The sequence below is a fragment of the Petrotoga sp. 9PWA.NaAc.5.4 genome, assembly GCF_002895485.1.
GTDB lineage: Bacteria > Thermotogota > Thermotogae > Petrotogales > Petrotogaceae > AZRK01.
Map to the genome: position 1 here is coordinate 1 of NZ_AZRK01000012.1, position 15,311 is coordinate 15,311.

Sequence of the window (15,311 nt, forward strand, 5' to 3'; positions counted from 1 at the left end):
ACCGTATTTAAATGGAGAAAGAACACCGCATAGAGATCCAAATGCGAGAGGAGTGTTTTTTGGGATATCTTCGCTTAACAATGAGAATGATATCTTGAGAGCAACAATGGAAGGAATAACTTTTGGATTAAGAGATTCTTATGAGTTAATAAAAGGAAAAACAATAATTAAAGATATGAGAATAGTAGGTGGAGGAGCAAAAAATAAGACGTGGGCAAAAATAGTTGCCACGAACTTTAAAATGCCGGTAAAATTACCTGAAATAGATGAAGGTGGTGCATATGGAGCAGCAATGTTAGCAGCATTAGGAGAAGGGGAAAAAGTTGAAGATGTTTTAAAATGGATAAAATTTAAAGAAATTATTGAACCAAATTATAAAGAAACAGAAATATATGACAATTATTATGAGATTTATAAAAAAATATATATCTCTCTCAAAGAAGATTTTGCTATACTCTCTAAAGTTCAAAACTCATAACAAAAAAGCGGCTTTAGCCGCTTTTTTGTTAGTTAATACTTAAGACAACATGGCTCTTAACATCCACGAGTTCTTTTCGTATTCCTTTAAATAACCGATTAACATATCTGCCGTACCCTCATCGCCTTTTTCTTGAGCTAATTTTATAATTTTTCTTGTTTCATTTATTAAAGTAGTAAAGTCTTCTAATACTACCTCAAGTGTCTCTGATCCATCATAAGCTCTGCTTTCTATTTCTTTTAAATCTGAGTTTTCAGAGTATTCGCTGAGTTTTACCAAAGGTCTGTAGCCTAAGCTAAGTATTCTTTCAGCAACTTCATCTATTTGTTCAGAAGTTGCATCATAGAATTCTTCGAGTTTCTCATGTATTTTAAAGAAATTTTGGCCTTCAACATTCCAATGTAAATTATGAAGCTTTGCATAAAGTATTTGTAAATTAGAAAGATAAACGTTCAAAGCTTTTGAAATTTCTTCTCTTGCATTTTCATTTAAACCTATATTCAAATTAATATTTCTACTTTTTTCCATCATAATCACTCCTTTTCTGTTTTTATATATTAATTATTATTTTCAATATTATAATAACATATTTATGTAAAATTATAACTGTTATTTATAAAAAATATTAACAATTAAGTGTCTTATACTTTAAGAAAAACTTTTAGTTACTTTTAACTCCGATTATTTTTGTGGTAAAATTAAATAGCTAATATATATAGTCTTATTTGAAAATAAATAAGTATTATATGTTCGCTTTAGAAATAAAGATTTTTGAAAGATAAGTTTTTGGATTCATTACGGTAGTAATGATTCATAAGGAAGGGGAAAAAATGAAGATACTATTTATGAACAAGTTAAATTCATATTGGAAGGATAAAATTATCGAAACAAAAAAGATATTTCCACAAGTGGAATTTATTGATTGGGAAAATGTAAAAGATTTAAACGATATTATTGATAAAGTCGATGCTTTAGTATATGGAGATAATCTCACTGAAAGTCTATTAGAAAAGGCGAAAAATTTAAAGGTTATATTTGTTCCTTATGCTGGTGTAAATCAATTGCCATTAGAAAGGCTAAAAGAAAAAAATATTCTTGTTTCAAACAGTCATGGAAATGCCCGCATTGTTGCTGAAAGAGCGTTGGTTCTTGCTTTATCTCTTTTGGGAAAAATTGTTGAATATCATAAAGATTTAGAAAGAGGGATTTGGCATGGATTCAGTGCAGGAGAATCAGTAAAAAATTCTTGGGTGTCTATACAAAATAAAACTTGTGGAATATTGGGTTTGGGTAATATTGGAAAACATTTGGCATCAATGTTAAAAGGTTTTGACTGTAAAGTTATTGGATATAAAAGGAATACAAGCGAAAAAATCGAAAATGTTGATGAAATTAGTTCGGAATTGGAATATGTTATTAAAAAAAGCGAAATTATTTTTGTGACTTTACCCTTATCTAAATACACAAAAGGTTTAATTGGGGAACGCATATTTGATATAATGGAAAATAAATATCTAATAAATGTTGGAAGGGGAGATGTAATAAACCAAAAAGCACTGTATGAAGCTTTAGTTAATAATAAAATAGCAGGTGCAGCTATAGATGTATGGTACAATTATCCAACAATAGAAAAACCAGCAACATTACCTTCAAACTATCCAATAACAGCATTAAAAAATGTTGTTTTATCTCCGCATGTCGGAGGTTATAATACAGATGCAACAAAATATAGTATTGATGAGACAATCAAAAATATTATGGCTTTCTTAGAAACTGGAAAACCTAAGGATATAGTCGATTTAGAATATGGATATTAAAATCAAATTATAGCTAAAAGTAAAGCTCCTAAGAAAAATAATATTTTTATAATATCAGAGGCTTTAGAATAGAAAGAGAGGTTATCATTTAAATTTACGAAAAGTATTCCTGTTTTTTCTTGTTTTGGTTCAAACATATTGGTTATTCTGCCGAATCTATCAATTGAACCTGTGATACCTGTATTGGATACCTGAATAAAATCCCGGCGTGTTTCTACTGCTCTAAACACTCCTTGTGTAAAATGTTGAATAAGACCTGTTTTGTTTTTAAACCAACCATCATTAGTTATCGCTATAAAAAATTCAGAACCATTTTTTGCTTGGTTGATAGAAACTTCCGGAAAATATGTTTCAAAACAAATTTGAACTCCAACATTCATATCGTTTATAGAAAAATGGTTATAACTTTCTCCGGGTGTATAATATCTTAAAAGTTTAAAAGCGTCAAAATTTCCAAAGATCGATTCATAAGGTAAAAATTCGGCAAATGGAGTTAATTTTACTTTGTCATAAACTGATATAATTTCTCCGTATTCGTTGTATAACCAGGCAGAGTTGTAAACTTTATCCTTATCTATTCGAGGATGACCTATAATTACAGGCGTATATAAATTTTGAATATCTACTTTTATTAAATTGTTAATTTCAGAGTTTGAAACATCTTCAAGAAAAGTAGATTCGGGAAATACAAGTAAATCAATGTCTTTGTTTATAAACGATTGGGTTTTTGAGGAAAAATCGTAATAATTTTGTTGGGTATTAGATGAGTATTTTATTTCTTGTGGAATATTCGTTTGGACAACTCCTATTTTTATTGAATCGTTTGTATTATTGATTGGAGGTAAATATCGTATAATAGCAAAGTTTAAAATATATATGGATGAAAAGATAATAAATATTTTAAAAGTTTTATCCCGGGATTTATCAAAGGCGATTATGGAGTTTACGAAAACTATCAAAAAAGTAAGTCCGGTACTTCCAACGAATGAACTTAACTGTAATAAACCCAAATGGTCAAATAAAGCGTACCCCAAATTTCCTCCCATAAAAGCCAAATCTCCAAATTCTCTTAATACTTCGGTACATGTGTAAGCAAAAGAATAGAATAAAACTAAAGAAAAATAATTATATTTTCTATCCTTCCTATGATAAAGTTCTGACAAAATCCATATTAACAAGTAAGGTATCATCAAAAGAATGATCATACCTACAAAACCAAAGAACCCTATAATAGGAGGATAGCTTTTTAACACTTGAGGTATATTTTTTGATAATGTCGGAAGTAACCACCAAAGAGTTGTAACAAGCATGGAGGAAGAATAAATTAAAGTATGAAATAACCTTTCGTAATGAGTTTTTGAATAAGCCATGTTTCTTAAAAAAAAGATTAAAGAAACCCAAATTAAAAAAGAAAACAAATTCCCCGGCATTGCTAAACCTGTTAAAATTCCAGAAATTAAAGTAAGTATATAACTCATCTTTACCTCCGTATTTTAGATTTTTAAACCACTTTAGAGATTCTAAGACTTAGATTTTATTGATATTCTAAGTTTAAAATTTATAAAAATGTCTTCATAACTCTAATCCTTCTTAACTATGATATCACAAAACATATTTGATGAAGAAATTTTATCAGTCAACTATTTTTTGAATTTAGTTATAAATATCGACTTTAAAAAATAATTAATATATTAGGAGTGATATTATTACAAAAGAGGAAATAAGAAAAATTATGATTGAAAAGAGAAAAAATTTAGATAACGGAAGTTACGTTAATTTTTCTCAAATTATAGTAAAAAAGCTAAAAAATATACTTTATAAAATAAGTTTTTCTTCTATAGCATTGTATTATCCTATAAATAAGGAAGTTGACATTATTCCTGCTATAGAGGAACTTTTAGAAAATTCCAAGTATGTTTATTTACCAAAAATCATCGGTAAAAAGATGTTTATGGCTAAAGTAGACAGTTTGGATAATTTAAAAAAAAGCAATTTCAATATTCCTGAACCCGTTACTGATGATTTTTCTTCATTAATTGATATTTATGTTATTCCAGCAATAGCTTATGATTTTCAAAAATATAGAATTGGTTATGGTGGAGGATATTATGATAGATATTTTCAAGAAAACAAAAAAACCTTTTTAATAGGAACCATTTTTGATTTTCAATTAGTTGAATCTTTTATTAAGCATGAAAATGATTTAAAAGTTGATTTAGTTATCACAGAAAAAAGAATACTTAATTCTTATTAAAGTGAGAGTGATGTAAATGTTTAAAGTATCAGTAGTTCAATACAGACCGGAACTTTTTAATATTGAAAGAAACGTTGAATATGTTATTAATTTGGTAAAAGATGTAGAAACCGATTTTATAGTTTTTCCTGAATTAGCTTTTACAGGTTATGCTTATTCTTCAAAAGAAGAATTAGAAAAAACATTTGAATCGCCACTTGAAGATAAAGGATATGCTTTTAATACTTTTAGAGAATTTTCAAAAGACTATGGAATAAATATTGTTTATGGTTTTAATGAAAAGATAGAGGGAAATTTTTTTAATTCAGCAATTCTTATTACTAAAGAAGGCAGTTTTAAAATATATAGAAAAACTCATCTGTTTTACAAAGAAAAACTTTTTTTCGAACCTGGTAATACAGGATTTTGGGTAACAGAGATTGAAGGGGTAAAAGTGGGTTTAGCTATTTGTTTTGATTGGTACTTTCCGGAATCTTTTAGAACTCTTGCCTTATTGGGTGCCGATATAATTTTTCATCCGGCGAATCTTGTTATGCCATACTGCCAAGAGGCAAATAAAATAAGATCTTTAGAAAATAAGGTTTATATTGCTACTTCAAATATTTGGGGCAATGAGAAGAACGGTAATTTAGAATATTCATTTACTGGTAAAAGTCAGATAACTTCACCAAGTGGTGAAGTTATTCTTAGATTACCAGAAGAGGGAGATTGTATTGAAACAATAGAAGCAAACGAATATAACGCTCGCATTAAAGAAATAAATAAATACAATGATTTATTCAAAGATAGAAAACCTATTTATTATTTTCACTCTTAACTTAAGAGTGATATACAGTTTATTTTCATTTACATTTATATATAGTGAAATATTAATAAAAAAATGATTTTAGTGTAATTACTTTTTTATAATATTTGCTTGAAAATTTAGACTTTTTAAAGTATAATATAAATTAGAAAGTTAGAAATCAAAGATAGTAGTTCAAAAGTGAAATGGAAAAGATATTTTATAAAATTTACACCCAAAAAAAATTGAATGTTGATTTTATACATTTCAAAGTACCTGATAGAAGTTTTTAGAGACGTTAAAATTAAGGATTTTCTAAAAACAAAGATTTTGAATTTTAAAGAGATCCAGGTCAGAGTTCTCCTCTCATTCTTTTGGTAAAAATATCTAAGAAGCTAAAGAAATAGTCAATTGGTCAAAATCAGAATATTGAAGGTATTTTGGAAAAAATAAAATTTAAAACATTTATAGAATTCGAGTTTCGAAATTTTTAAAGTTAGTAATAAAAGTTGTATAGAGGAGGTATGAATATGAGTGATAAAGAATACGTTGTCGGAATAGATTTAGGAACGACTTTTTCAGCAATTGCATGGGTAAAACCAGATGGTAATGTTGAAGTAATCCCAAATGCCGAAGGTAAAAGAACAACTCCTTCAATAGTTTCTTTTACAAAAGATGGGCAAATATTGGTGGGAGAACCTGCAAAAAGACAAGCTATATTGAATTCTGAAAGAACTGTAAGATCTATAAAAAGGTACATGGGTAGTGATTATACAATTAAAATAGATGATAAAGTATACACTCCTCAACAGATAAGTGCTTTTATATTAAAGAAATTAGTAAAAGATGCAGAAGAATATTTGGGGGGTAAAATTAAAAAAGCTGTTATAACAGTACCTGCTTACTTTAACGATGCCCAAAGGCAAGCCACCAAAGAGGCTGGAGAAATAGCAGGATTGCAAGTTTTAAGAATTATCAATGAACCTACAGCTGCTTCAATAGCCTTCGGATTAGATAGATCGAAAGATGAGAGGAAAATTGTAGTTTACGATTTAGGTGGAGGAACTTTTGATGTTTCTATATTAGAAATCGGAGACGATATTATAGAAGTTATATCAACATCTGGAAACAATCATTTAGGTGGAGACGATTTTGATCAAAGAATAATAGATTGGTTAGCAAATGAATTTCAAAAAGAATACAACGTTGATCTGAAAAAGGATAAACAAGCGCTTCAAAGATTAAAAGAAGCTGCCGAAACAGCAAAAATAGAACTTTCTAGTAAATTAGAAACAGAGATTAATTTACCTTTTATAACTGTTGTCGATGGACAGCCGGTTCATTTAGAAAAGAAATTAACAAGGGCAAAATTTGAGGAACTCATAAGAGATTTGGTGGAATCAACAAAAGGTCCAATAGAAAATGCTATGAGAGATGCTAAACTAACTCCTGACGACATTGATGCGGTTTTGTTAGTAGGAGGATCAACGAGAATTCCGTGTGTTCAAAAATTAGTAACTGATTACTTTGGGAAGGAACCTTCTAAAAGTGTTAACCCAGATGAAGCGGTTGCTATTGGTGCAGCTGTTCAAGCTTCTATTATGACGGGTGAAACTGATAGAGAATTGGTTTTAGTTGATGTTACTCCATTGTCCTTAGGAGTAGAAGTAAAAGGTGGCTTGATGGAAGTCATTATTTCAAGGAATACAAAGATTCCTGTAAAAAAATCTAAGGTATTCACAACAGCTGTTGATGGCCAAACAGAAGTAGAAATAAGAGTATATCAAGGAGAAAGACCACTTGCTCAGGATAATTTCTTTTTAGGTAGTTTTAAACTTACCGGTATTCCACCTGCGCCAAGAGGGGTGCCACAAATAGAAGTTACTTTTGACATAGATACAAATGGAATAGTAAACGTATCAGCTAAGGATTTGGGAACTCAAAAACAACAATCAATGGTAGTGACTGGAAGACAAAAATTGAGTAAAGATCAAATTGATAAAATGATAAAAGAAGCTCGAGAATACGAAGAACAAGATAAAAAACTCAGAGAAAAGGTTGAGTTAAAGAATCAAGCAGATGATTTAATATATCAAACAGAAAAAGTTTTGAAAGAGAATGGAGACAAAATTCCTGAAGATTTAAAAGCAACTTTGGAATCAAAAATTCGAGATTTAAGAGAAGCTTTAGAAGAAGATAACCTTGGAAAGATAAAAATTTTAATGGATGAGTTACAGCAAGAAGTAATGAAAATTGGTCAATATTTTTATCAAAATCAGAATCCTGGAGCTACTACAAGTCCAACGGGTCAAGGTGACGAACAAGAATAAATAATGTAAAAAAATAAAAAAGAGCGGTTAGACCGCTCTTTTATTTAATATAATGTTCAAAGTTTAAATCAATAAAATCAAAAGCATTTTTGATTTTATTTGACCAATAAATATTAATACTATGTTCTAATCTTGAAGAAATAACAGTTTGAAGGTTTAAAGAATTTGATAAATCAAATAATTTTTTCATGTTTAAAATACCTCCGACTTTTGTTATATCCAAAACCACACCATTACACATATTATATAACCGTAAAATATCATTTTCTGATTCTATTGATTCATCCCAAAATATTTGATATTTTTCTAAAAATCCCATTATTTTTGATTCTTTGTTTCTTTCCAAAGGCTGCTCTAAAGACACAATTTTTACATCTTTAAGTATTTCCAAAATCTTATTCAATTCATGAAAATTAAATAACCCTTTAAGGTCAAGCCAGATTTTTTTTCCTATTAAAATTTGAGAAAGATTGAAAAAATCCTGTATTGTAGGTTTTTCCAAAAATTCTATTTTCAATATATAATCTTTATTATAATAGTTATCAATAATATCTGTAATATTCAAATTTTCTTTCCAAAATACTCTGAAAAGTTTTTCTTGAAATTCTTTTTGATCAACTGGAAAAAGAATGTCGACAATATCGAATCCATATTTTTTGTTTATGTAATCACAAATTGCCAAATTTACTACCGTTTTTGCTGCATTATCTCTTTTAATAGCTTTACTCATTTTATCTTCAACATTTTGTATTTTATTTATTTCATTTTCATTTTCGATTAAATCCCTAAGGTGTTCGATAACTGCCATTGTAGTTTTAAAGGTTTCTCCGAAGTAGTTATTTGGTGTAGCTGCACCTATTCCTTCGATACCTTTTTCGTCTGCAATTTTAAAAACGGTGCTTTCTTGCCATTGTACGTCCATGTTCTTTAAAAAAATTCTTTCCTGCCAATAATAGACATCTCTTTTTCTTTTATTCATAAGATATTCACCTTGTTTTCATGAGATAAGCTAAAACAAAATTATCATTAAAAGATACCACAGGTAAGAAACTACTACACCGTAAATAGGTGAAAATACCATTTCTTTATAATTTATCTTTTTTACAAATAAAAATTTGTAAGCTAATCCAGCAGCAACAGCTATTAAAACCCAGAGATAATTTCGAGATAAAGCAAAAATATAAATTGCCAATCTTTCGGAGCCACCTATTGTATCTTTTTCTTCTTTACCAAGGATGTTGAAAGTTCTAAAAAGATAACTACCAAAACTGGTAGTAGTCACCATACCAACTATGTATAATTGAAAAATTGTGGTTAAATAAGAATTTTGAAAAAAAGGTTTAAAAATATAAGAAAGAAAAAGGAAAATAGCTAAAAACAGTAATTCATGCAAAAGTTTGGTTTGTTTGGTGTTAATTCTAAATAAATCAAAAGCCATGTGTAAAATAATAGAAAGAGGTACTATCAAAAGACCCCATCCTTTAAGCATATCAAAATTAAAAGCTAAAAAAACCAAAATAAGCCAAATTAAATGTTTATAGTAATTAGTTCGATCTAAAAATTTTTTTGAATAAACATTAGAAAAAGCAAAATCAGAAACAAAATGACTTAAAAACAACGTTATAGGAAACATACATTACCTCCATTTAGTCCCAGTAGTTTTTCGGTACTGTGGTCAGTCTCGAATAATCACCTTTTTTTCTACCAACTTTAGCACAAGGGTTTCCATCAACTTCAACTATATCGGCCGTAAAATCTACTTTTTTCTTCAACAAAGAAGAACCAACACCATATAGATCTACCGGTACTTGTAATGTCTCAAAAAGGTCTATTTTTTCTTCGTCAAAGCCCCCAGAAACCATTATTTTTAAATTTTTCATTCCTAATTTATCAAATTCTGTTCGCGCTCTCCAGACCATTTCTGGATTAACACCTAATGAAGATCTATCCTTAGGAACAACAGATTTATCTCTAAGATTACCTGCAGTGTCAAACCTGACAGCCCAAATTTTATTTTTCCCTTCTCCAATAATTTTTTCTAATTCTCCCGATTCAACATCTGGTTTTTTTCCATAGACATATTCGTAGAAATTTTTTGTTACTTCAATGGTAGTTCCTATTACATCATTATTCCAGTCTACAAGTACCATCCTATTAACATGCTCATCAATATATTTGTCAAATACAATAGCTGCTTGTGAAGTACTACCGTTGTATGCTGCAATTAAAGCATGAGGAATGGTTCCTAAGGATTCAACACCCCAGTAGTCTGCGTTTGCATCTGTTGAAACACCAAAAGCACCAGCTTTTAGTGCAGCATAACCGTCGGTGGTTTGAACCCAGAAATGATCGAATCGAGCACTAAAAAATAAAATAGGTTTACCTCTTGACGCTCTAACAACTTTTTTGACAGCTGTCGCGGTGCTTGTTGCTCTTGCCATTACTCCTAATAAAAGTGTTTCAAGATGCCCAAAAAAAGCGGGATTCCCTTGAATAACAAAAACAGGTTCCATATTTTTTGCTTCGTCTCCATCAAAAAGAGATAAGATCTCTATTTCATCCCATTTATCAACCCATAGATTATTTAAAAGCATTCTTAAATCCCATTTTTGTGAAGTTAATCTTAGCAACTCTTCTTTGTCCATCCTGGTAGAAGCATCTTGTATAGCTTTTTCTATTCTTAAAATTTCATTAAATAATTCAACTGCTTTTTTTTCATCTTTATAGTAACCTGTACCAAATCTTAAAATAGCTAATGCTTCATCTATTCCTACAACTACACAATCACTCCGAGGAAAAAATTGGTAAGTTACATTGACCTTTCTGTTGTCCTTTTTAAGAACCTCAACATACCTTGTAAAATATTTGTCTGTGTAGTACCCCATTCTAACTTTGTCAATAGGTACCTTAAAAAGGTTAGGGTGTAATCTTTTTGCAGAATTATTTTGAGACATATATTTTTTCACCTTCTTTTCTATAATTATGTCGTTTTTCAATATTTAACAAAAAAATTTTCCATGCAACTCCTGACGAATAATTTCCAATATTTCCATCGCTCTTAATTACTCTATGGCAAGGAATAATTATAGGCAAAGGATTATTTTTCATAAGTGACCCTACAGCTCTATAAGCTTTGGGATTCTCAGATCTAATAGCCAATTCTTTATATGTTAACACACAACCTTTTTTTGTATTATAAAGCTCTTGGTATACTTTTTTTGCGAAAACAGTCTTACCCGGTAAAACAAAGAATTCTTCCGGAACTCTTTCCAAATCTCCAAATAAAAAATTATACAAAAGCTCAAAATATGTTTTTGTATACTTATCAAATTTATTTCCGAGTTTTTCATTCTTAAGATGTACTTTTGTAATTTTAGTGTTTTCTATAAAAACAACAATACTTCCAACCTCAACTTCTATTATAAATTTCATCTTTCAAGCTCCTTAAAATCGACAGGAACTACAAAGGTTATACCATCTCTCATTGTTATTCCATAAAAAACTTCTGCAATTTCCATAACCAATTTATTGTGAGTTATTATTAAAAATTGTGATTTTTGAGCATTTTCAACTATTAGGTCAGCAATCTTAGAAGCATTTATATCATCTAATGGCGCATCAATTTCATCTAAGATATAAAAAGGGCTTGGATTTAAATTCATTAATGCAAACAAAAAAGCAATAGCTATTAAGGCTTTTTCTCCACCGGAAAAAAGAGACAACTTTTGGAAGTTTCTTCCAGCCTTTTTAACGGATATTTGTATCCCTTTTTCAAATGATTTACCTTCACCTATTTGTTTTAGCTCACCAAATCCATTACTGAAAAGTTTTGAAATAAAATGTCCAAACTCTTTATTCAATTCTTCAAAAAATTTACTATACTGTGTTTCCGCTTCTTCATCAAGTTTTAAAATAGAATTTTTTAGAGAATTTATTGAATTTAAAATATCTTCTTTGTTTTTCCTATTTTCTTCATATTCTTTTTCTACTTCTTCATATTCGTTTAATACTGTCAAATCAACGGATCCAAGTTTTCTGAGAGATTCTTCTAAATCTTTAATTCTATTTTCTAAAGCCTTTATATCGCTTTCAAGTAATTCTTTTAATTCAAATTCATTTTCGTTTATATCAAGATTTCGGGCTTTTTCTTTAAGAAATTCTATCTTATGTTCTGTTTCTTTTATTTCAAACTCTATCTTTTGGTTTTTACTTCTTAATTCATTCACCATTTCTTTAAGTTTGTTTCTTTCGTTTTCATATTTTTCCAAATCTTGAGATTTATTATACTTTCCACTTCTACTTTTCTTCATAATATCAAATAACTTTGTTATTTCATCATTTAAAAATGTTTTTTCTTGTTCTATTTGAAGAAGAGTCGCTCTAATTTTTTTGACTTCTTCCTCTATTCTGATGGATTCTGTAGTAGATTGTTCAATTTGTTCTTTAAGCGTCTCTAATTCCTTGGATAAATTTATTTTTTGAGATTGATAAAAATCATATTTTTCTTTTAAACTTTTCAATTCCATAGAATCGCTCAATAATTCTTTTTCGAGATCTTCCAAAGTTCTTTTTCCCTTAGCAACTTCTTCAGTTGTTTTTTTGAATTCTTCTTGAATTTTGGAGTATTCTTCTTGACTTTTAGCAAGTTCATTGTTCATAACATTAATTTGCTGAAGTTGCTGTTTATTTTCCTCTTCAAAATTCACAAGTTTTTCTTCAATTTGTTCTAATTGATTTGTTATATCTAAAATGTCCTCTTTTATATTTTTAAAATTAGAATCATGGATACTTTTTTTTGCAAAGATATCTCTCAAATCATCTTTCAATTTTTCTAATTTTTCTTTTTTATTAGATATTTCTGCCTTTAAACTTTCAAAGATTGATATCTTGTTTTTCAATTCGCTTTTAACTGCTAAAAGTCTTTTTTCGGTTTCAGTAAGTTCCCTTTTTCTTTTTAAAAGGGTAGAAGAATAATCATATTTAGATTTTCCTCCGGTTATTGCTCCGTAACTTGATACTAATTCTCCGCTTAAAGTCACAATATTTCCATTATAATTCATTTTTGATAAATTAATTGCTGTCTCAATGTTATCAACAAGTAAAGCATTAGAAAAAACATATTCCATAACTTTTTTATATTTATCATCAAAGTTTATCAGATTTATTAAAAATCCAATTGTACCAGGTTCGTTTAAATATTTTTCTTTCAATATCAAATTGGTTTTTAATAAATCAAGAGGTAAAAAGGTAATTTTCCCGCTGTTATTTTGTTTTAGATGATTTAAATATTTTTTTGCTTGGTTAGAGTCCTTTATAACAATATTTTGTAATCTTGAACCAGCGATGGTTGAAACAGCTTCTTCGTATTTTTCATCTGTTTCTATTAAATTAGCAACTACGTCCACTACGTTTGGGTCGTCTTTAAAAGTTTTGAAAAAGTCCTTAGTTATCCCTGAAAATCCTTCATATTCATTAATTTGTTTTTGCAAAGATTCATAAGAATAATGAAGACTTTTTTCTTCTTGAATTAGATTATCTAATTCTTTAGATAAGTTTTTATATTTTTCTTCTATGTTTTTTAACTCATCAGTTTCTTTTTTAGATAACGTTTCAAATTTAGCTTGAGCATCTTTTGTATGCATTAATTCATTTTCTATTTCTTGCAATTTTTCTAAATTTTTCTTCTTTCTATTTTCTAAAGTGGTTTTTTGTTCTTTTAATAGATTAATTTTGTTTTGGTTGTTTAAAGTTTTTTTATCATATTCATTGATTTTTTCTTGTAAAGATTTTATGTTTAAAGTTAAAGTATTTAAATCTGATTGAAAAGTTCTCATCTTTTTTTCTAAAAGTTCTATATTACTTATAAGTTTTTTCTTAGTTTCTTCTTTTAGAGAAAACTCTTTTTCTTTTTTTTCTTTTAACTTTTTGAATTCTTCTTCTTGTGAGGCAGTTTCTTTTAACTTTTTTTCCAAAGAACTTATATTTTCTTTTAAAGATGTATTTTGCCAATTTTTATTCATAAGTTTTGAATTATAATTATTAAGTTCTTCAGTTAATTTTTCTTTTTCATCTTCAATATTTTGTAGCCTTTTTCTGTAACTTTCTACAAGATCCCCGTTTTTGGTTAATTCTTCATCAACATTCTCCATTTCGTCTTTTAGACTTCTATAATTTCTCTCAACCTCGAACAATTTTGTCAGTAACTCTTTTATTTTTTGCTCATTATCATTTAATTGAATTTCACGTTCTTTTATCTCTTTAATAAGTGAAATTTTAGAAGAGCCAAAATATACTTTCCCGATTCTTTGTATTTCATTCACATATTCCAAATATTTTTTAGCTCTTCCAGCTCTAATTGCGAGCGATTTTAGTCTTTTATCTATAACAAATAATAAATCATTCACTCTTTCTAAATTTTCTTGGGACTTTTCTAAAAGAATCAACGAATTCTTCTTTTTTTCAAGATATCTTGAGATATTAGAGGCGTCTAAAACTATGTCTCTAATATTTTCAGCAGATGAATTTACTATTTCTCCTATTTGCCCTTGTCCGATTATTGAATAAAAATTTTTACCCAGTCCATTGTCAAAGACATTCTGCAAATCTTTTAGCGTAACCAATTTGTTGTTCACAAAATATTTATTGGACGAGTCTTTTTCTAAAACTTTTGAAATTTTAACAAGTTTTTTTTCTTTATCTTCTAAAACTAAGGAAACTTTCGCTTGATTTGATGAATCATGTCCATTATTTCCAATGAAAAGTATGTCGGATTTTTCAGAAATTCTAATTTGTTTCTGAGATTGTTCTCCTAATAGCCACCTTATAGCATCAACGATATTCGATTTTCCTGAACCGTTGGGACCAACTATAGCTATAATATTTTTATCTAAGTTAAAAACAGTCCTTTTCGCAAAACTTTTAAAGCCTTCTATCTCTAATGAAAGAAGTTTCAATTAAATCCCTCCAGAGGATTCCAAACTCCTAATTTGTTCCTCTATTTTTTGAATAACTTCTTCTACTGCCTTACCTTGGATCAAAGCTCGATACATGATTCCTATAGCTTTCATATCAAGGTATGCAAACCATTTTGGAGAACCTTTAGAACTGCTTTGATTTCTTAACAAATAACTGGGGTGAAAAGTTGCAAAAATTTTTATATTTCCATACCAATCAAAAAAATGTCCTCTTTCCTCTGTTATTTTACTTTTTCCTGTGAAGTAATTCAAAGGAGTATTTCCAAGAGTAACTATAACTTGAGGTTTAATAGTTATTATTTGAGCATCAAGATAAGACTGACAAGCGACTATTTCTTCACTTGTTGGGACTCTATTTTGCGGAGGACGACATTTTACTATATTTGTGATAAACACATCTTTTCTTTCCAATTTTGCTAAGTCTTTCAACATTTTTTCAAGCAATTGACCGGCTTTGCCTACAAAAGGTTCACCCATAGCATCTTCGTCTGCCCCTGGACCTTCACCCACAAACATTATTGGCGAGTCAACATTTCCTGAACCAGCAACAGTATTCGTTCTTGATAGGTATAGAGGACATTTCTCACATTTTTCAATTCTATTAGCTATCATTTCTAATCTTTCTTTTTTTTCTTCATTTCCATATAAGATCATCAAAATCTCTCCCATTATTA

13 protein-coding genes are annotated in these 15,311 nt (G+C 28.8%); 5 read left to right on the forward strand and 8 right to left on the reverse strand.

Translation table 11 applies throughout. From position 1 onward, the window contains the following. Positions 1-478, forward strand: a 478-nt coding sequence (locus X924_RS04395; protein ID WP_255398019.1) for an FGGY-family carbohydrate kinase, incomplete at its 5' end; no start/stop codon positions are given. 39 nt (positions 479-517) lie between these two features. Here X924_RS04395 and X924_RS04400 read toward each other — a convergent pair. Then, positions 518-1,006: a Dps family protein gene (locus X924_RS04400; protein WP_121957735.1), complete on the reverse strand. Its 489-nt coding sequence runs from the start codon at positions 1,004-1,006 to the stop codon at positions 518-520. 302 nt (positions 1,007-1,308) lie between these two features. Here X924_RS04400 and X924_RS04405 point away from each other — a divergent pair, with 302 nt between their 5' ends. After that, on the forward strand, positions 1,309-2,295 hold the full coding sequence (locus X924_RS04405; protein ID WP_121957736.1) for a 2-hydroxyacid dehydrogenase: 987 nt from the start codon (positions 1,309-1,311) through the stop codon (positions 2,293-2,295). 2 nt (positions 2,296-2,297) lie between these two features. On the opposite strand, the gene lnt is transcribed toward X924_RS04405, so the two are convergent. After that, a complete protein-coding gene (lnt, locus tag X924_RS04410) occupies positions 2,298-3,773 on the reverse strand; it encodes an apolipoprotein N-acyltransferase (protein ID WP_121957737.1) in 1,476 nt (491 codons plus the stop codon). A gap of 242 nt (positions 3,774-4,015) precedes the next feature. On the opposite strand from lnt, the gene X924_RS04415 reads away from it, so the two are divergent. The 3 genes from X924_RS04415 to dnaK all read left to right on the forward strand — a co-directional run bounded on the left by X924_RS04415 (position 4,016) and on the right by dnaK (position 7,663). Next, entirely contained in the window at positions 4,016-4,549 is a 534-nt protein-coding gene (locus X924_RS04415; RefSeq protein WP_255398022.1) for a 5-formyltetrahydrofolate cyclo-ligase, read from the forward strand. Positions 4,550-4,565: 16 nt separating this feature from the next. After that, positions 4,566-5,366, forward strand: coding sequence for a nitrilase-related carbon-nitrogen hydrolase (locus X924_RS04420; protein ID WP_121957739.1), 801 nt, complete (start codon positions 4,566-4,568; stop codon positions 5,364-5,366). Between the two features lie 497 nt (positions 5,367-5,863). Then, entirely contained in the window at positions 5,864-7,663 is a 1,800-nt protein-coding gene (dnaK, locus tag X924_RS04425) for a molecular chaperone DnaK (protein WP_121957740.1), read from the forward strand. A gap of 40 nt (positions 7,664-7,703) precedes the next feature. Here the strand turns inward: dnaK and X924_RS04430 are convergent, their stop codons facing one another. From X924_RS04430 to X924_RS04455, 6 genes are read right to left on the reverse strand one after another with little or no spacing between them, the layout of a single operon-like run. Next, complete coding sequence (locus X924_RS04430) at positions 7,704-8,642, reverse strand: enolase C-terminal domain-like protein (RefSeq protein ID WP_121957741.1); 939 nt, start codon at positions 8,640-8,642, stop codon at positions 7,704-7,706. Positions 8,643-8,672: 30 nt separating this feature from the next. Continuing rightward, positions 8,673-9,296: a hypothetical protein gene (locus tag X924_RS04435; RefSeq protein WP_121957742.1), complete on the reverse strand. Its 624-nt coding sequence runs from the start codon at positions 9,294-9,296 to the stop codon at positions 8,673-8,675. A 13-nt stretch (positions 9,297-9,309) separates the two neighbouring features. Further along, entirely contained in the window at positions 9,310-10,617 is a 1,308-nt protein-coding gene (locus tag X924_RS04440; RefSeq protein WP_121957743.1) for a nicotinate phosphoribosyltransferase, read from the reverse strand. Further along, entirely contained in the window at positions 10,604-11,095 is a 492-nt protein-coding gene (locus X924_RS04445) for a methylated-DNA--[protein]-cysteine S-methyltransferase (protein ID WP_121957744.1), read from the reverse strand. The genes X924_RS04440 and X924_RS04445 overlap by 14 nt, the downstream gene beginning before the upstream one ends. Continuing rightward, positions 11,092-14,616: a chromosome segregation protein SMC gene (gene smc, locus X924_RS04450; protein ID WP_121957745.1), complete on the reverse strand. Its 3,525-nt coding sequence runs from the start codon at positions 14,614-14,616 to the stop codon at positions 11,092-11,094. The genes X924_RS04445 and smc overlap by 4 nt, the downstream gene beginning before the upstream one ends. After that, on the reverse strand, positions 14,617-15,291 hold the full coding sequence (locus X924_RS04455; RefSeq protein ID WP_121957746.1) for a uracil-DNA glycosylase: 675 nt from the start codon (positions 15,289-15,291) through the stop codon (positions 14,617-14,619). It lies immediately after the preceding gene. Positions 15,292-15,311 lie beyond the last annotated feature (20 nt).

Excerpts from the sequence above, each read along its gene's own strand:
- X924_RS04435 (WP_121957742.1), bottom strand. The coding sequence starts at position 9,296 with ATGTTTCCTATAACGTTGTTTTTAAGTCATTTTGTTTCTGATTTTGCT.
- X924_RS04440 (WP_121957743.1), bottom strand. The coding sequence starts at position 10,617 with ATGTCTCAAAATAATTCTGCAAAAAGATTACACCCTAACCTTTTTAAG.
- X924_RS04400 (WP_121957735.1), bottom strand. The coding sequence starts at position 1,006 with ATGGAAAAAAGTAGAAATATTAATTTGAATATAGGTTTAAATGAAAAT.
- X924_RS04420 (WP_121957739.1), top strand. The coding sequence starts at position 4,566 with ATGTTTAAAGTATCAGTAGTTCAATACAGACCGGAACTTTTTAATATT.
- dnaK (WP_121957740.1), top strand. The coding sequence starts at position 5,864 with ATGAGTGATAAAGAATACGTTGTCGGAATAGATTTAGGAACGACTTTT.
- lnt (WP_121957737.1), bottom strand. The coding sequence starts at position 3,773 with ATGAGTTATATACTTACTTTAATTTCTGGAATTTTAACAGGTTTAGCA.
- X924_RS04455 (WP_121957746.1), bottom strand. The coding sequence starts at position 15,291 with ATGATCTTATATGGAAATGAAGAAAAAAAAGAAAGATTAGAAATGATA.
- X924_RS04405 (WP_121957736.1), top strand. The coding sequence starts at position 1,309 with ATGAAGATACTATTTATGAACAAGTTAAATTCATATTGGAAGGATAAA.
- X924_RS04430 (WP_121957741.1), bottom strand. The coding sequence starts at position 8,642 with ATGAATAAAAGAAAAAGAGATGTCTATTATTGGCAGGAAAGAATTTTT.
- X924_RS04445 (WP_121957744.1), bottom strand. The coding sequence starts at position 11,095 with ATGAAATTTATAATAGAAGTTGAGGTTGGAAGTATTGTTGTTTTTATA.